The sequence below is a fragment of the Mesorhizobium waitakense genome, from assembly GCF_056431085.1.
Map to the genome: position 1 here is coordinate 144,387 of NZ_JBWKME010000016.1, position 17,352 is coordinate 161,738.

Sequence of the window (17,352 nt, forward strand, 5' to 3'; positions counted from 1 at the left end):
AGCGGACCGCCGGATAGGTCCGGTGTGCGTCTCAAACGCCACAAGTTGGCGCGACTGGAACGTTCAGCCGTCGCATGAATGAGAAAGCACATCCGGTGGCTTGATGTTGCCCCTGTTCTGAAGAAACGGATTTCCGATGGAGAGGCCAAGAGCAGAGCCGCCTCTCTCCAATTGAATTTCGCTTTCAACGAAAAACTGCGGCGATCCTTTTCAGCAACCGCGTGACAATCGCAGAGAGCGCTCGCAGGGGGCTGGTAATTCGCCAGCTCGTTGAGTCCTTGAACTCTTGAACGACCCGTTCACTTTGCTCCATTCTTTCCTGGAGCGCTTGCGCACGTGCGATCTCGTTGTCGCGCTCGGTCTGCAGCGCACTAACAGTCGCGTGCGCGGCTGAAATCTCTTCAGCCCTCTCGACGAGATCCGACTCCATCCGTGCGATCTGGGCGTGACCGCTCTGGAGCTGTTCGCGTATCTCGGCTACCTCGCGGGTGAGTTCCTCTATCCGCGCCCCGCGGCTCGTCACCAACGCCCTGTTGGTCTCGATTTCCTCTTCCATGGTCGTCGACACTAGAGACCATGGATTTCCGGCTTGATCGAACGCTTTGCTTGTCGTGCCGGCATGAGAAATCATTTCCCTTTCGGCGAGCGCGATCCGGCCTTGCACATTGCGAGTCCCAAGAACATTTTCCGGACTTGGACGCTTGGTCACAATGCAGAGCGAGTTCAAAAACTCGACGGAATGAATGGAGGCCAGCGAGGCTTCCCCGAATACGGTCTTATACCTGTCGGAGAACGTGGCTAGGGCATCCGCCCGAAAGCGGGGCAGTCCCCAATGCTCATGGTTGACCACATCGAGCAGGCGCTTGAAGAACGACATCGATGAAAGAGGATCATAGAGACCACCCTCGAATTCCTGCCAGTAGCTGCAATGCAAATCTTCCGCTATAAAAACCCCACCATCAGAAAGATGAGGGAAATAACGGGCGAAAGAGCGCACTATGTCTGATGAAGTATGCGATCCGTCATCGATTATGATGTCGAATGTCGCGGATTTCGCAACAATTTTTCTTTCTATCTCATCAGTATTGGCATCACCGATGACCAAAGCAATCTTTTGATCGTCGAAGACCAGACCGCTGCAGGCCGTGTCGATATCGCAGCCAAGAATGAGTTCCGAATTCGGGAAATATCGCGGCCAGATTTCGAGAGAACCACCGTTTTGGACGCCAATTTCCAGGAGTCGAACCGGCTTCTTCCGATAGTCCAGAAAAACGCGGTCATATGCATCCAGATAGCTTGACCATTTGTCCGACACTTTGCTGCTATGGGCATTGTACAGGTCGTGAAGTGAAGGGGCGTGCGCCTTAACCGCCGCGGCATGGCGCTCGGTCTGAACGCCCTGCGGCACGTCTCCGACCGCCTCCGGGCCGACCGCGTCTGGGTCGACCGCCTGTGAGGCGGCCTCTGCATCGCGCATGTCTTTGGGCGATAGGTCCTTCTTCATGCCTCAAGCCCATCCCGTCTTTCAGACCAGGACACGACGCGCCACCGCTTCAGTCGATTGCCGCCAGTCAGGCGCATTCCATCCGAAGACGGAGGCGAATTTCGCGCTTGATAGCCGGGAATTGGCGGGGCGTCGCGCCTTGGTCGGGTAGTCCTTCGTAGCAATGTCCCGTACCCGCGCCCAAGGGCCACCAGACACTCGGCTTGTGTCCAGGATATGGCGGGCAAAGCCGCTCCAGTTGGCCTCGCCCGTGCCGGCCAGATGATAAACACCGAACGCAGCGAAGCTCTTGTTGCCATGCAGCGTCGCCGCCGCATGCAGGACTGCGTCGGCGATATCGAGCGCGGAGGTGGGATTTCCCCACTGATCGGCGACCACCGAGATCTCATCCCGGTCGGCGGCAAGCCGCAGCATGGTCTTGACGAAATTCTTGCCGAACGGGCTGTAGACCCAAGCCGTGCGCAGGATCAGATGGCGCGGATTGGCGGCTGCCACCGCCTGTTCGCCGGCGAGCTTGGAGGCACCATAGACGCTGCGCGGTGCGGTTGCGTCGGTTTCGACATAGGCACCGGAAGCGCTGCCATCGAAGACATAGTCGGTCGAAAGATGAATGACGGGAATGCCAAGCTGCGCTGCGGCTTCGGCCACCTTGCCGGCGCCGACAGCGTTCACCGCAAATGCCAGATCGGGCTCATCCTCGGCCTGATCCACGGCGGTGTATGCGGCAGCCGAAACGATGATATCCGGCTTCGCGGCCGCAATGGTGTCGATGACGGGGTCGGGCTTTGCCAGGTCGAGCTCCGGGCGGCCAATTGCGATGACTTCCACGCCGGCGTGCCTCTGGCCGGCCTCCAGAAGGCTTAACGCGACCTGGCCTTCGCGCCCGGTGACAACGAGCCTCACGCGGCCCCCTTGCGCGCTTCGCCCAATCGCTCACCGGCATAGCGCTCTTCGCGGATCGGCCCCCACCACCATTTGTTTTCGAGAAACCAGTCCACGGTTCTCGCCAGGCCACTGTCGAAATTCTCCTTCGGCACCCAGCCAAGCTCGCGACCGATCTTGGAGGCATCGATGGCATAGCGGCGGTCATGGCCCGGACGATCGGTGACGAAAGAGATCAGATCGCGATAGCTCTTGCCGCCGGCCCGAGGACGCCTGATGTCGAGCAGATCGCAGATCGCCTCGACGACGCCCAGGTTGGTCCGCTCCGAATTGCCACCGACATTGTAGCTCTCGCCTGGCGTGCCCTTGGTGGCAACCAGCTCCAGCGCACGAGCGTGGTCCTCGACGAACAGCCAGTCGCGCACATTGGCGCCGGCGCCATAGACCGGCAGCGTTTTTTCGTCGAGCGCATTGAGGATGACCAGCGGGATCAGCTTCTCGGGAAAGTGGTAGGGTCCGTAATTGTTCGAACAATTGGAAAGCACGACCGGCAGGCCATAGGTTTCGTGCCAGGCCCGCACCAGATGGTCCGACGCCGCCTTCGAAGCGGAATAGGGCGAAGACGGCGCATAGGGCGTTTCCTCGACGAATAGACCGCCGTCAAAGGGAAGATCGCCGAACACTTCGTCGGTCGAGACATGATGGAAGCGGAAGCGGCTTTTCCTATCGTCAGGAAGGCCGCGCCAATATTCCAGCGTGGCATTCAGCACCTTGTAGGTGCCGACGATGTTGGTCTCGATGAAGGCGCCGGGTCCGTCGATCGATCGGTCGACATGGCTTTCGGCAGCAAGGTTCATGACGATGTCGATTTCGTCCCGATGCAGAATGTCCAGCACCGCCCTCTCGTCACAGATATCGGCATGAGCGAAGCGGTAGTTGTGGGCATTCTCAATCGGCCGCAGCGAAGCCAGATTGCCCGCGTAGGTAAGCTTGTCGAGATTGATCACGCGATAGGCCGGGTTGGCGCACAGATGCCGGCACACCGCAGAACCGATGAAGCCGGCACCGCCTGTCACTAGAAAATTCATGTTGCTGTCCTCATGCAACCCATCAGGAGAACACTTCGGCGGCGGCCAACACCGGCGCCTTGAGGTCCTTGTCCGAAAGCTGGAATCCGCCAGCCAATGACGGCCATTCAATGCCGATGGCAGGATCGTCGAAACGGATCGAGCGGTCGTGCTCGGGCGAATAGGTATCGGTCACCTTGTACAAGACTTCGGTATCCGGCACGAGCGTCACGAAGCCATGCGCAAAGCCCTTCGGCACCAAAATCTGGTTGCCCTTTTCGGCGGTAATTTCGAGCGCAACCCATTTTCCGAACGTTGGCGAGCTGCGACGAATGTCGACCGCCACGTCCAGCAGCGCACCCCGGACGACACGCAGCAGCTTGTCCTGGGCTCGCGGCGCAAGCTGGTAGTGCAGCCCGCGCAGAACGCCTGCCGCGGCGGAACAGGACTGATTGTCCTGGACGAAACTCAAGCCTATGCCGGCCTGCGAAAAGCGCTCGGCATGATATGTTTCGACGAAGAAACCACGCGCATCGCCATGTCGTTTCGGAATGATTTCCAGCACGCCTTCGATGCCAAGGGACCTGACCTCCAGCATTTACTCCTCCAACCGCTCGACGACGCGCCGGCGCAGATAAGCGGCATACTCGTTTTTTCCCAGGCGTGTGGCGCGCTGGAGGACATCGTCCGCCGCCAGCCAGCCCTGTTCGAAGGCGATTTCCTCCGGGCAGGCAACCTTTATGCCCTGGCGATGTTCGATCGTGCGTACGAACGAAGACGCTTCGTGCAAGCTGTCATGCGTGCCGGTGTCGAGCCAGGCATAACCACGCCCCAATCGATGCACATGCAACTGGCCTCGCTCGAGATAGACATTGTTGACCGCCGTGATCTCAAGTTCGCCACGCGCCGAAGGCCGGATCGCCGGGGCTATGTCAACGACATCGTTGTCATAGAAATAGAGGCCGGTGACGGCCCAGTTGGATTTCGGATGGTCTGGCTTTTCCTCGATCGTCAGCGCGGTTCCGGTCACCTTGTCGAAGGAAACGACACCGTAACGCTCGGGATCTTCGACATGATAGGCGAACACGGAAGCCCCCCTCTCGCGCGATGCCGCTGCACGGCAGAGCTGCGACAGGCCTTCGCCGAAATAGATGTTGTCGCCGAGGATCATCGACACGCTGTCCTTGCCGATGAAATTCCGGCCGATGATGAAGGCTTCCGCAAGTCCGTTGGGTTGCGGTTGCTCGGCGTAGGACAGCTCCAGCCCGAACTCCGATCCGTCGCCAAGCAACTCGCGGAAAACCGGCAGATCACGCGGCGTTGAAATCACTAGGATCTCGCGGATACCCGCGAGCATCAAAACGCTCAGCGGATAATAGATCATCGGCTTGTCGTATATCGGGAGGATTTGCTTGGAGACTGCCAACGTTAGCGGATAGAGCCGCGTTCCGCTGCCTCCAGCAAGGATAATTCCTTTCAAGAAGTTCTCCTTGACATGCCTAAACCCCCAGCCCTGACATAAACCGCGCTCGTGCTTAGGTTCCATGCAATGGCTTGTCAATCTCGGCGATCGACAAACAGCCGGACTATTGGCGCGCCAGGCGCGCCCTCCGCTAGGTCAGTCCAAAATACGCCCGGTACCAGTCCACAAACCGCCCGACCCCGTCGGCAACCGTCGTCACCGGGCGGTAGCCGACCGCCTGCTCCAGCGCCGATGTGTCGGCAAAGGTATCGGGCACGTCGCCGGCCTGCAGCGGCAGCAGTTCGATGATGGCTTTCCTGCCAAGTGCGCTTTCCAGCGCCTCGACATAGGCGGTGAGCTTCACCGGTTTGCTGTTGCCGATGTTGAAGATGCGCCAGGGGGCGCTGCTGGTGGCCGGATCCGGACGGCTGGAGTCCCAGGCTGCATTGCCGACAGCCGGGCTATCGCTGGCCCGGACGACGCCTTCGGCGATGTCATCGACATAGGTGAAGTCGCGCGTGTGGTTGCCGTTGTTGAACAGCTTGATCGGCTCGCCGGCAAGAATGCTTCTGGTGAACAGGAAAAGCGCCATGTCCGGACGCCCCCACGGACCATACACCGTAAAGAAGCGAAGCCCGGTGGTCGGCAGCCCGAACAAATGGCTGTAGCTATGCGCCATCAGCTCATTGGCGCGCTTGGTCGCGGCGTAGAACTGCAGCGGATGATCGGCCGGCCGATGCTCGGAAAACGGCATGTCGGTGTTGGCGCCGTAGACACTCGAGGTGCTGGCATAGGTCAAATGCGCAACGGCGCTGCTGCGGCAGGCCTCGAGCATGTTGGTGTAGGCGATGATGTTGCTTTCGACATAGGCATGCGGGTTTTCCAGGCTGTAGCGAACCCCTGGCTGGGCGGCGAGATGGATCACCCGGTCAAACGTGTGGTTGGCAAAGCAACCATCGACCACGCCTTTGTCGGCGAGATTGCCGCGGATGAAATGATAGCTCGCATTGGTCTTGCGGCTGGCTTCCTCCAGCAGCCGCAGCCTCGCCTCCTTGATCTGCGGATCATAGTAGCTGTTGACGCTGTCGATGCCGACAACCTCGTCGCCGCGCTCCAGCAGGCGCTTCGATACGTGACAGCCGATAAAGCCGGCGGCGCCGGTGACCAGGACCTTCATCAGAAGCGCCCGTCCAGTCCTCGATCTCTCCCGGGGTTCAGGAGCGCTTCAGCAGCGACCACACGGCCGGCACCAGGCTTGCCGCCAGGGCAACCTTGATCAGATCGCCGACGATGAATGGCACGACGCCGAACTGCCACGACTTTTCGGGACCGATCAGCAGCGCCAGCCAGGCAAAGCCCATCGCCATCATGACGACTTCGGCAACCAGCATCGCGCTGAAAAGCTTGACCGGATGACGGTCCCAGCCCCGATCGGCGGCCCAACCGACAATCGCCGCCATGGCCACGAAACCAAAGAGATAGCCGCCGGTCGAGCCGAGCATGTAAGCAATGCCGATACCCTTTTCCGGGGTGCTCTGGAAGACCGGAAAGCCCATTGCGCCCTCTGCCATGTAGAGCAGCAAGGTGGCGACGCCCAGACGCATGCCGAAGGCGGCGGCGATCAGCAACACGGCCAGCGTCTGCATCGAAATGTCGACCGGCCCGAGCATCACCTTGGTCTTGGCCGACAGGGTCAGCAGCAGCGTTCCGGCGATCGCCAGGAAAAGCTGCGTTGCCAGCCGCGCCGCGCCCTCTTGCGGCAAAGCCAGAGACACAAGCGGACGCATCGTTGTTGCAATTGCCATCGTATTTCCCCAATCCGATTGCCGCTATCTCATGTTCGCGGCCTCGCGTTCTCCTATATTGGCTTGTGTGTTATGCGGCAATCGGTTTTGCCGTCTCCTCGAACAAGGCACCGATGCACCTGCCATGGCTCTCAAATTCGAAACCGGCTTCGATCCCGCCTATGGCAAGGCAGTGAGCGTCGCGCCTGATATCCAGCGCATCACGGCCCGCAATCCAAGCCCCTTCACCTTTCACGGCACCAACAGCTACATCGTTGGCCGCGATACGCTGGCGGTGATCGATCCTGGGCCGGACGACGAGGCGCATCTGCAAACCCTGCTCGATGAGATCGCAGGCCGGCCGGTCAGCCATATCTTCGTCAGCCACACGCACCGCGACCATTCCCCGCTGGCGGCCCGGCTGAAAGAGCGCACCGGCGCCGCCGTGCTGGCGGAAGGACCGCATCGCCCTGCAAGACCCCTGCATATCGGCGAGATCAACGCGCTCGACGCCAGTGCCGACACTGCTTTCGTTCCCGATATCGCATTGCCCGACGACAATGTGGTCGACGGCGACGGCTGGTCGATCAGAACGGTTTTGACCCCAGGCCACACCGCCAATCATGCGACATTCGCGCTCGAAGGAACCGGGATCCTGTTTTCGGCCGATCATGTCATGGCATGGGCGACGTCGATCGTCGCGCCGCCGGATGGGGCGATGGCCGACTATATGGCCTCGCTGGACCGGCTGATCGAACGCGGGGATCGCCTGCTGCTGCCGGGACATGGCGGGCCGGTGACCGCACCGCGCCGTTTCATGCGCGGGTTGAAGACGCATCGCAAGATGCGCGAGCGCGCCATCCTGGAGCGGGTCAGAGCCGGCGATCGGACGATCGTGGACATGGTCAAGGCGATCTATCGCGATACCGACCCGCGGCTGCATGGCGCTGCCGGATTGTCGGTGCTTGCCCATCTCGAGGACCTGGTGGAACGCGGCCTGGTCGTGACAGACGCCGCACCAGCCATTGACGGCAATTTCACGCCGGCCAGATAGGCCGCCAAGCTCATTCGGCCGGAGCCGCGCCAACCTGACCGGCGACTTCCTGGTCGAGTTCAGCGAGGAAATCGACGATATGCGCGGCATTGTCGCCGAGATCGTAGCGGCCGTAGCGAGAGGCCGACCGCATGTCGACGATGATCGTGTCCCCGTCATCGGTCACGCGGATCGCGACGTCGGCGGGAAGACCTACGACAAAGCCCTTGGCCACCGCGGTAATCGTCACCTCGGTTTGCCCCCTGAGGTCTGGATAGGGTTCGGAAAGGTCCCAATCGCGCCGGTCGAGCACGGTCTCGACGGCATCCACGACGGTGTCGAACGGCAGGTCGTAGCTGCGTGCGCTGACCAGCGGATAGCTCTCGGTCTGCAGCCGCTGTTCGCCAGGCGTGGATGGGGAGAGCACATTCATGTCTTTGGTCCGGTCGCTCACGTCGAGCGCGGGCGGATTGTCGAAATCCGTCGAGATATCCCTGAGCGGCGGATAGATCGTCGCCCAGTAGGCGGCAACGCCATAGGGTGCGAGCACCAGCAGCGCCAGCAAGGCGCCGACTGTCAGGTCACGACCGCCAAGGTCGCCGAAGTTCCACAGCCGCGAAAAGGCAAACCCGGCAAACAACAGCGCCAGGGCCGCCAGCAGCGCCACAATACCCATCACCCACAGGAAGACAGGCGTTTCGACGAGGTCGAAGCGATGGCCGACGAAAGCGGTCAGCAGCAGCACCGCCGAAAAGGCGGCCGTGCGTCGCGACCATCCGGCCGCCTTCGAGGTCTGCCGTTCAGGAATACTTGCCATCGATTGCCGCACCACCCCAACCCGAACGGAGACTTAGAGCGGTTTGTCGTTTCACGGAAACGACAAACCGCTCTATCTCTTTGTTTTGACGCAATTCCCGGAATTGCTCTAGAACCTTTTGCTGGCGGCTTGAAGCCGAAAGACGCAACATTCCCGTCAATCCGTCGGCAAGCGATAGTCCCGGAATTGCTGACGCAAGGTGATCTTCTGGATCTTGCCGGTGGCGGTGTGCGGTATTTCGCCGACGAAGGCGACATCGTCCGGCATCCACCATTTGGCGACCTTGCCATCCATGAAGTCGAGAATGTCAGCCTTGGTCGGTTCCATGCCCGGCTTGCGAACAACGACCAGCAACGGCCGCTCGCCCCACTTCGAATGATGGACGCCAATGGCTGCTGCCTCGGCGACATCGGGATGACCGACAGCCAGGTTCTCGAGATCGATGGTCGAAATCCATTCACCGCCGGACTTGATGACGTCCTTGGCGCGATCGGTGATCTGCATATAGCCGCCGGCGTCGATGTGAGCGACGTCGCCGGTGTCGAACCAGCCGTCCTCGTCGAACTGCTCCGAGCCAACACCGCCATAGTAGGCGCGGGCAACGGCAGGTCCACGCACCTTCAAGCGGCCAAATGTCTTGCCATCCCAGGGCTGCGCGTTGTCGTCGTCGTCGGTCACCTTCATTTCGACGCCGAAGGGTGGATAGCCCTGTTTCTGCTGGACATCGAGCCGGGCTTCGCCCTGGAGACCGGCATAGTCCGGCTTCAAGGTGCACAGTGTGCCGAGCGGCGACATTTCGGTCATGCCCCAGGCGTGGATGACCTGGACATCGTAGTTCTTCTGAAATTTGGTCATGATCGCGCGCGGGCAGGACGAGCCGCCGATGACGACCTTGTTCAGGTACGGAAGCTTCTTGCCGGTCTCCTCCAGATACTGCAGCAGCATCATCCAGACGGTCGGCACGGCAGCGCTGAAGGTCACCTTCTCGGTGTCGAGCAATTCATAGATCGAGGCGCCGTCCATCTTGCAGCCGGGCATGACCAGCTTGGCGCCGATCATCGGCCCGCTCTGGCCAAGGCCCCAGGCATTGGCGTGGAACATCGGCACGACCGGCAAGATCGTATCGCGTGCCGACAGCCCCATGGCGTCAGGCATGGCGGCGATCATGGCGTGCAGCACGTTCGAGCGGTGGCTGTAGACGACGCCCTTCGGATCGCCCGTGGTCCCCGACGTGTAGCACATGCCGGCAGCCGTGCCTTCGTCGAAGGTCTTCCAGGCGAAGTCGCCATCCGCCCCATCAAGCCATTCTTCATAGGCAGCCACATTCGGCAGGGTCGTCTGTGGCATGTGCGCCTTGTCGGTCAGCACGATCACCTGTTTCAGCGACTTGACGGCGCCGGCGATCTTTTCGAGCAACGGCACGAAGGTCAGGTCGACGAAGACAGCCTTGTCCTCGGCATTGTTCATGATCCAGACGATCTGCTCGGGAAACAGGCGCGGATTGAGCGTATGGTAGATGGCGCCGATGCCCATGATGCCGTACCAGGCCTCGATGTGGCGCGCCGTGTTCCACGCGAGTGTGGCGATGCGGTCGCCCAGGCGATAGCCGTCGCGTTCCAGCCGCTGGGCGACCTTCAGGGCGCGGCGATGGATGTCCGCATAGCTGGTGCGCACGATCGGCCCCTCGATCGAGCGCGACACGATCTCGCGCACGCCATGCTGCCGCTCGGCATTGTCGATGAGCTTATGGCAAAGCAGCGGCCATTCCTGCATCAGTCCCAGCATTCGTTCCTCCCCTGCGCTTTGCGTCGTGCTTTTCGTGCCATTGTGGAGCGAACCGGCGGATTGTCCAGCCACCAGCACCGGCAAGCCCAGCATTGATCGGCATGACGGACAAGACCGCCACAATCCGGCCATCGTCGGCGTTAAGGTTCGTTAACGGGCAAGGGGCGATTGGCGACTGAAAGAGGTTCGCATGGACGCGCAGCTCGACGACAAGTCCCTTGAGAATACGCTTGCCGAAAGTCTGGCCGATCTGGGCCCTGATACAAAGACTGTTTCCGAAGATGAATTTGTTGAAGTTGTCGGCGGCGCGCTGGAAGCGGTCGGCGGCACACTGCTGTTCAAGATGTGCGTCCAGAACGAAGGCGAAGGCCAGCACGTCGCAGCCGCATCCATCGGCGACGGTGGCAATCGTCAGTTGCTGCTGCTCACCTTGCCCACCGGTGGTGGCCCCCTGAAGGTCGAGACCACATCGAGAAGCAGCAACCCGGTGGCCGGTATCGCAGCCGCCTATGCCGGGCTGATGGATGCGTTCAAGACCGCCGCCTGACTATCGACAGGCAATCTTCGAAACCGTGATCGGGCCTGCACCCGGCCTGGGCTAATGGTTTGCGTGTTGCGTGGCGGCAGCAGGCCTTGCGCAAGGCGTTTGCGCGACACACCTTAAAGCCGAGGCAAGGAGAACCCGCATGGATCAGATCGTCAACCCGGCACCCGGGTTCCAACGCAATCCCGACAAGGTCATCACCATCGAGCCTTATGTCGGCACCGTTACGGTGCGTGTCGGAGACACGGTGATAGCGTCATCGACGAAGGCCAAGGTGCTGACCGAGCCTCCCTATCCCGCAGCCTTCTACATTCCGTTCGCCGACATCGATTTCGGTAAGCTCAGCAGCACGGAACATTCGACCCATTGTCCCTACAAGGGCGATGCCAGTTATTGGAGCGTGCTGCCTGCGGGCGAGACCGGCCAGAACGCGATGTGGGCTTACGAGCAGCCTTTCGACGAAATGGCTGAAATCCGCGACCACGGCGCATTCTACGCCAGCAAGGTCAGCATCGAAGCAAAAGCGGGCTGAGCACTTCGACTTGTCTCTCAGGTCCATCGAGAGTCAGGTCGGGCCGACATCACCCGGATATCAACGCACCTAGTCCGTGGTGCCGTGATTGCCGAAGCCGTCGGCATCGTCGAGCCGCACGAAGGTCAGGCCCCTGGCCTTGAGCGCCAGAAGCCCCTGCACCACGCCATCGCCGGCCGCATGGGTCGGCTGGTTGATGTGCGAGATAATGACGTCGCCGTCCTTGGCCGCCGCGATGCGCCGCGCGGTTTCCCTGGCGCCGAGCAATGAGCCACCATCGCCGTTTATGGAGAATCCCGCGATCTTGAAGCCAAGCTTGCGGATCATGGCGATCGCCGACGGGCTGTATTCGGCGGTCGCACCACGAAACCATTTCGGCGCCGGCTCGCCGGTCTTGGCAAGGGCGGCGGCACCCGATTGGACCTCGGCCAGCACCGCGTCAGCGCTGCCGGCGCTGCGGATGCCGTAGATCTTTTGCGGCGTGTCGACGGCAGGGATATGACGGCCGCCGTGATTCTCCAGCTCGAACAGGTCGGGATGCGCCCGCATGATCTCGACCGCGGCAGCGTTTCGCTTCAGCCAGATGCCGGTCACGAAAATGGTGGCGGGTATCTTGTTTTCGACCAGCGCCGAAAGGATCCGGTTGTCGGTCTGTCCACCGCAGGCATCGAGCGTGAGCGCAACGCGGCCGGCTCCGCTTGCCTCCGGCCTGATGTGCAATGTCGGCTCGACGAGCGGCGCGGCATGGCCGCTGGACACCACGGCCAACGACATGGCGATCATGCAGAGATTTTTTTGCAGCAGGCGCATCAAACCGAATTCCCGACCGGTGCTTTCAAGCAGGCATCCCAAGACCCGCATGAAGGCGAAAATCGGGATGGTGCATAGCAGAAAAGCGCCCGGCGCGACAATTTGACTGTCCGTGGTGTGAGCGGCTTGTTCCGCGACCAGCGATGGCCGTTGTCCGCGCGACGCATGAACTCAGATGGCGCGTTCGAGCTTCACGTCGGTGCGCGAAAGGAGTTCGCGCACCGCATCGACGACTGGTTTGACCTCCAGTCGCCAGACGCAGTAGGCCCTGCCGAAATCCGGCCGGCCACAACGGTCGCTGGCCACGCAGTCGCAAGGCATCGGCGGTTGAAGCGCGATATTGGGCACGCCAACGGGACCCCATTGCGACGGCGGCGTCAAGCCGAACAGCCCGACAACCGGGATTCCGGCTGCAGCCGCCATGTGCATCGGGCCGCTCTCATTGCCGAGAAACAGCCGGGCCTGTTTCAGCACCGCCAGCAACGTCTCAAGCGACAGCGCTCCAACGAGATTGACGACGGGCGACGCTGTCCTGGCGACGATGCGTTCGGCAATCTCCCGCTCGTCCGGGCCGCCCACCAGAACGACGTCCAAACCGGTTTCGCCGGCAATCTCGCCAATCGCCTCAGCAAACCGCTCCGGCTGCCAACGTCGCCCTTCGAAGCTTGCGCCGGCGTGCACGGCGATGAAAGGGTTTGGATGAAGATGATGCTTGCCCAGCAGCGCCAACGCATTTGACGTCTCGGGCGGGAGCGGTTGGAGATTTGGAACCGTCACATGGAGACCGACGCCAAGCGCCTGGAGCGGCGAAAGATAGCGGTAGACGAAATGTTCTCCACCAAAGCCAAATGGCTTGGCAAACACGTTGGCGGGCTGCCGCTCCAGCAGACGCAATGGCCTCTCGGTGGGATTGTAGCCGACACGGGTCTTTGCATTGACCAGCCCGGTGAGCATGCGTGACGTCTTTGAATCGGTCAGGTCGATCGTCAGGTCGAAATGGAAACGGCGCAGCGCCCGCACGACGGCGTAAAGCTCTTTGCCGCGCTGCAGGGGGGTGCCGCGCAGGTGGGCACGCTTGAACGTGACCACCTCGGAGGCAATGTCATGGGCGACTACGAAGCTCGCGAAGCGAGCGTCGCACAGAAACACCAGCCTGGCATCGGGGAATTCGAGCCGCAGGTTTTCTGAGAGCACCGAGGCGAGAACGAGATCTCCAATGTACTTCGTTTGAATGACCAGGATCGAGCGAATCGGCGCGGGTGCAGTCTGCAACATCTGTTTCCCAGGACAATTGGCGGGATGTCGAAATTACGCAATGATTACGCAATGCCGTCAGCACGTTCGTGTGAATTGCTTTACAAAACGGTAAGCTCGACCGGATGGATCCTATCCGCGGCCGGCCTTAGAGCAATTCACCGCTCACGGAAACGGCGAATCTCTAACCCTTTGCTTTGACGCAATTCCGGAAGCAAAAGCGTATCACACTTTTCCTGGAATTGCTCCAGCTCTTTGCTTTGACGCAATTCGGGACGGAAACTGCTTCACACTTTTCCGGGAATTGCTTTCGCAACCAGCACCGCCGCCTGCGCGGCCGCTAACCTCGCAATCGGCACGCGATAGGGCGAGCAGGACACGTAGTCGAGGCCGACCTCTTCGCAAAACCGAATCGAGGCCGGATCGCCGCCATGTTCACCACAGATGCCGAGCTTGATGTCGGGCCGTGTCGCCCTGCCCTTTTCGGCGGCCATGCGCACCAGTTCGCCAACCCCGTCGATGTCGAGGGAGACGAACGGATCCTGATCGATGATGCCTTTCTGGCGGTAGGTCTCCAGGAACGAGGCCGCATCGTCGCGCGAGATGCCGAATGTGGTCTGGGTCAGGTCATTGGTGCCGAAGGAGAAGAATTCGGCCGTTGCGGCGATGACATGGGCGCGGATCGCCGCGCGGGGGAGTTCAATCATGGTTCCAGTCAGATAGTCGATCTTGACGCCGGTTTCCTGCATGACGCTTTTGGCGACGGCATCGATACGCGCCTTGACGTAGTCGAGTTCCTTGACCAGGCCGACCAACGGCACCATGATTTCGGGAACGACAAGTGCGCCGGCCTTCTTGCCGGCCTCGACGGCGGCCTCGAAAATGGCGCGCGCCTGCATCTCGGCGATCTCAGGGTACGAAACCGCAAGCCGGCAGCCGCGATGGCCGAGCATCGGGTTGAATTCATGCAGCGCATCAGTGCGCTGGCGGAGCTTGTCGGGCGACACCTTCATGGCGGCGGCAACCTCGGCCACCTCCTCCTCGGTCTTCGGCAGGAATTCGTGCAGCGGCGGATCGAGCAGGCGGATCGTCACCGGCAGGCCGGCCATGATCTCGAACAGTTCGAGGAAATCCGAGCGCTGCATCGGCAGCAGCTTGGCGAGTGCCGTGCGCCGGTCCTTCTCGGTGTCGGCCAGGATCATCTCGCGCATGGCAACAATGCGGTCGCCATCGAAGAACATGTGCTCGGTACGGCAAAGCCCAATGCCTTCGGCGCCGAAGGAGCGCGCCATGCGCGCATCGAGCGGCGTTTCGGCATTGGTGCGCACCTTCATGCGGCGAACGGCGTCCGCCCACTCCATGATGGCGGCGAAATCGCCGGACAGTTCCGGCTGCAGCATCGGCACGGCACCCTTCAGCACCTGGCCATTGCCGCCGTCGATAGTGACGATGTCGCCCTTGCGAAAGGTCGCCCCCATCGCCATCAGCGTGCCGGCCTTGTAGTCGACGCGCAGTGAGCCTGCGCCAGACACACAGGGTTTGCCCATGCCGCGGGCGACGACCGCGGCGTGGCTGGTCATGCCGCCGCGCGTGGTCAGGATGCCTTCGGCCGCATGCATGCCGTGAATGTCTTCAGGACTGGTTTCGATGCGCACCAGGATCGCCTTGCGGCCTTGCGTCTTCAGCTCCTCGGCGTCAGCAGAGGAGAAGACGATCTCGCCGGTGGCAGCACCGGGAGAGGCAGGCAGCCCGACGCCGATGACGTCGCGCGCTGCCTTGGGATCGATGGTCGGGTGCAGCAGCTGGTCTAGCGAGGCCGGATCGATGCGGGCGACCGCCTCTTCCTTGGTAATCAGCTTGTCCCTTGCCATTTCGACGGCGATCTTCAACGCCGCCTTGGCGGTGCGCTTGCCGGAGCGGGTCTGCAGCATCCACAATTTGCCGCGCTCGATGGTGAATTCGAGGTCCTGCATGTCGCGGTAGTGCTTCTCCAGACTATCGGAGATGGTGACGAAGGATTGGAACGCGTCCGGCATCAGCTTCTGCAAGGACGGCTTATCCGATCCGGCGGCAATGCGCGCCGCCTCGGTGATGTTCTGCGGCGTGCGGATGCCGGCAACGACGTCCTCGCCCTGCGCGTTGACCAGGAACTCGCCATAGAGCATCTTTTCGCCGGTCGAAGGATTGCGGGTGAAGGCAACGCCGGTGGCCGAGGTTTCGCCCATATTGCCGAACACCATGGCCTGGACGTTGACCGCCGTGCCCCAGCTTTCGGGGATGTCGTGCAGGCGCCGGTAAGTGATGGCGCGGTTGTTCATCCAGCTCGAAAACACCGCGCCGATGGCGCCCCAGAGCTGCTCATGCGGATCCTGCGGAAACGGCTTGCCGAGTTCTTCCTCGACCTTGGCCTTATAGAGCGCGATGACGCCTTGCCATTCGAGAGCCGTCAGTTCGGTGTCGAGCTCATAGCCGAGCCCGCCCTTCTGGTCCTCGAGGATTTCCTCGAACACCTCATGGTCAAGGCCCATCACGACATCTGAATACATCTGGATGAAGCGGCGGTAGCTGTCATAGGCAAAGCGCGCATCGCCCGAATCGGCGGCCAGCGCCTCGACCGTCTCGTCGTTCAGCCCGAGATTGAGCACGGTATCCATCATGCCGGGCATCGAGGCGCGGGCACCGGAACGCACCGAGACCAGCAGCAGTTTTGACGGATCGCCGAACCGGCGGCCGGTCAGCCGTCCGATGTGATCGAGCGCGACCGCGACATCCGTTTCCAACCCTGCCGGATAGGTGCGGCCATTGGCGTAGTAAGCGTTGCAGACCTCGGTGGTGATGGTGAAGCCCGGCGGCACCGGGAGGCCCAGACTGCACATCTCGGCCAGATTGGCGCCCTTGCCACCCAGCAGATTCCTGTCGCCGGCACGGCCTTCCGCCGCACCATCGCCAAAGGTGAAAACCCATTTGGTCATGCTTTGCTCTCCGGTTGCAGGAGATTGGAAAGATTGGCGAAACGGAAAGTTCCACCGTGTCCGACTGTGGAGCGATATGATGCTGCAGTGCGAAAGGCAAGGCGTCGGCAAAGTTGTCCGGCCGCTACAATCGATTAAGCAAAAGCTCTGTCCAAGGATGCGGCAAAAAGACTTGCCATTCCGAGGCTTTTGGGGTAGAACATAACAGGAACAAAGGTGCTTCCATGAAACTGCCCGGAAAACTCGACTATCTGGAAATGCCGGCGACCGGCGGAACGCTGGACCGGCTGAAGGCCTTCTACAGCGCTGCCTTTGCCTGGTCGTTCACCGACTATGGACCGACCTATTCGGCCTTTGCCGAGGGGCTGGACGGGGGCTTCCAGGCCGACGCGGCGGAAGCGCCCGCCAAGCCGTTGCCGGTGCTCTACAGCAGGGATCTGGAAGCGACCCTCGACGCTGTCGAAAGCGCCGGCGGCACGATCGTCAAGCCGATCTTCCCGTTCCCCGGCGGCCGGCGCTTCCACTTTGTCGATCCGGCCGGAAACGAGATGGCGGTGTGGTCTGAATAGCCACCGCATGTCATCTGGCAGAACCGCGTTGCCTGCCCATTTTGGGCGTTCTGATCGTCGCTCATAAGGATTGTGCTTTTCGGCTGCTCTGCTAAGAACGCGCCGCACAAGCGACTCTGACGGCAATTGGGGCGTCGCCAAGTGGTAAGGCATCGGTTTTTGGTACCGACATTCCCAGGTTCGAATCCTGGCGCCCCAGCCATACTGGTCCATCCTGGAACATCACCCCCTCTCGGATAGGGCAGCAGCGATTGGCCAATGGCCAAGATCGCGCGAACTCGGACGATCTCTTCAAGCTGGCCGTCCGAAAGCATGCACATAGCCTCAACAGTATAGC

16 protein-coding genes and 1 tRNA gene are annotated in these 17,352 nt (G+C 61.3%); 5 read left to right on the plus strand and 12 right to left on the minus strand.

From position 1 onward, the window contains the following. Positions 1-184: 184 nt before the first annotated feature. From AC07FD_RS03235 to AC07FD_RS03265, 7 genes are all read right to left on the minus strand, one after another. Positions 185-1,504, minus strand: coding sequence for a class I SAM-dependent methyltransferase (locus AC07FD_RS03235; protein WP_478348623.1), 1,320 nt, complete (start codon positions 1,502-1,504; stop codon positions 185-187). Between the two features lie 21 nt (positions 1,505-1,525). After that, on the minus strand, positions 1,526-2,407 hold the full coding sequence (rfbD, locus tag AC07FD_RS03240) for a dTDP-4-dehydrorhamnose reductase (protein WP_478348624.1): 882 nt from the start codon (positions 2,405-2,407) through the stop codon (positions 1,526-1,528). Beyond that, positions 2,404-3,474, minus strand: coding sequence for a dTDP-glucose 4,6-dehydratase (gene rfbB, locus AC07FD_RS03245; RefSeq protein WP_478348625.1), 1,071 nt, complete (start codon positions 3,472-3,474; stop codon positions 2,404-2,406). Before rfbB ends, rfbD begins: the two co-directional genes overlap by 4 nt. 22 nt (positions 3,475-3,496) lie before the next feature. Continuing rightward, positions 3,497-4,051 (minus strand): dTDP-4-dehydrorhamnose 3,5-epimerase, encoded by a 555-nt coding sequence (gene rfbC, locus AC07FD_RS03250; protein WP_478348626.1) that lies wholly within the window; start codon positions 4,049-4,051, stop codon positions 3,497-3,499. After that, positions 4,052-4,933: a glucose-1-phosphate thymidylyltransferase RfbA gene (gene rfbA, locus AC07FD_RS03255; protein WP_478348627.1), complete on the minus strand. Its 882-nt coding sequence runs from the start codon at positions 4,931-4,933 to the stop codon at positions 4,052-4,054. It lies immediately after the preceding gene. 133 nt (positions 4,934-5,066) lie between these two features. Further along, positions 5,067-6,092 (minus strand): NAD-dependent epimerase, encoded by a 1,026-nt coding sequence (locus AC07FD_RS03260; protein ID WP_478348628.1) that lies wholly within the window; start codon positions 6,090-6,092, stop codon positions 5,067-5,069. A 37-nt stretch (positions 6,093-6,129) separates the two neighbouring features. Further along, complete coding sequence (locus AC07FD_RS03265; protein ID WP_478348629.1) at positions 6,130-6,720, minus strand: biotin transporter BioY; 591 nt, start codon at positions 6,718-6,720, stop codon at positions 6,130-6,132. A gap of 124 nt (positions 6,721-6,844) precedes the next feature. Here AC07FD_RS03265 and AC07FD_RS03270 point away from each other — a divergent pair, with 124 nt between their 5' ends. After that, the gene (locus AC07FD_RS03270; protein WP_478348630.1) at positions 6,845-7,753 is read left to right on the plus strand and encodes an MBL fold metallo-hydrolase; all 909 of its coding nucleotides are present in this window, start codon (positions 6,845-6,847) and stop codon (positions 7,751-7,753) included. Positions 7,754-7,763: 10 nt separating this feature from the next. Here the strand turns inward: AC07FD_RS03270 and AC07FD_RS03275 are convergent, their stop codons facing one another. Both AC07FD_RS03275 and AC07FD_RS03280 read right to left on the minus strand, forming a co-directional pair. Beyond that, complete coding sequence (locus AC07FD_RS03275) at positions 7,764-8,549, minus strand: DUF1499 domain-containing protein (RefSeq protein ID WP_478348631.1); 786 nt, start codon at positions 8,547-8,549, stop codon at positions 7,764-7,766. 156 nt (positions 8,550-8,705) lie between these two features. Next, positions 8,706-10,334: a fatty-acid--CoA ligase gene (locus tag AC07FD_RS03280; RefSeq protein ID WP_478348632.1), complete on the minus strand. Its 1,629-nt coding sequence runs from the start codon at positions 10,332-10,334 to the stop codon at positions 8,706-8,708. Between the two features lie 190 nt (positions 10,335-10,524). Here AC07FD_RS03280 and AC07FD_RS03285 point away from each other — a divergent pair, with 190 nt between their 5' ends. Continuing rightward, the gene (locus AC07FD_RS03285) at positions 10,525-10,881 is read left to right on the plus strand and encodes a hypothetical protein (protein WP_095091963.1); all 357 of its coding nucleotides are present in this window, start codon (positions 10,525-10,527) and stop codon (positions 10,879-10,881) included. A gap of 139 nt (positions 10,882-11,020) precedes the next feature. Beyond that, positions 11,021-11,410 carry a DUF427 domain-containing protein gene (locus tag AC07FD_RS03290; protein WP_457154219.1) on the plus strand — a complete coding sequence of 130 codons (390 nt, stop codon included), beginning with the start codon at positions 11,021-11,023 and terminating at the stop codon, positions 11,408-11,410. 69 nt (positions 11,411-11,479) lie between these two features. Here the strand turns inward: AC07FD_RS03290 and AC07FD_RS03295 are convergent, their stop codons facing one another. The 3 genes from AC07FD_RS03295 to ppdK form a co-directional block, all read right to left on the minus strand. Continuing rightward, positions 11,480-12,220: a polysaccharide deacetylase family protein gene (locus AC07FD_RS03295; protein WP_478348633.1), complete on the minus strand. Its 741-nt coding sequence runs from the start codon at positions 12,218-12,220 to the stop codon at positions 11,480-11,482. A gap of 171 nt (positions 12,221-12,391) precedes the next feature. Then, the gene (locus AC07FD_RS03300) at positions 12,392-13,495 is read right to left on the minus strand and encodes a glycosyltransferase family 9 protein (RefSeq protein ID WP_478348634.1); all 1,104 of its coding nucleotides are present in this window, start codon (positions 13,493-13,495) and stop codon (positions 12,392-12,394) included. 266 nt (positions 13,496-13,761) lie between these two features. After that, positions 13,762-16,446 carry a pyruvate, phosphate dikinase gene (gene ppdK, locus AC07FD_RS03305; RefSeq protein ID WP_478348635.1) on the minus strand — a complete coding sequence of 895 codons (2,685 nt, stop codon included), beginning with the start codon at positions 16,444-16,446 and terminating at the stop codon, positions 13,762-13,764. Positions 16,447-16,670: 224 nt separating this feature from the next. Here ppdK and AC07FD_RS03310 point away from each other — a divergent pair, with 224 nt between their 5' ends. Beyond that, positions 16,671-17,015 (plus strand): VOC family protein, encoded by a 345-nt coding sequence (locus AC07FD_RS03310; protein WP_478348636.1) that lies wholly within the window; start codon positions 16,671-16,673, stop codon positions 17,013-17,015. A 127-nt stretch (positions 17,016-17,142) separates the two neighbouring features. Continuing rightward, positions 17,143-17,217, plus strand: a tRNA-Gln gene (locus AC07FD_RS03315). Positions 17,218-17,352: the final 135 nt, after the last annotated feature.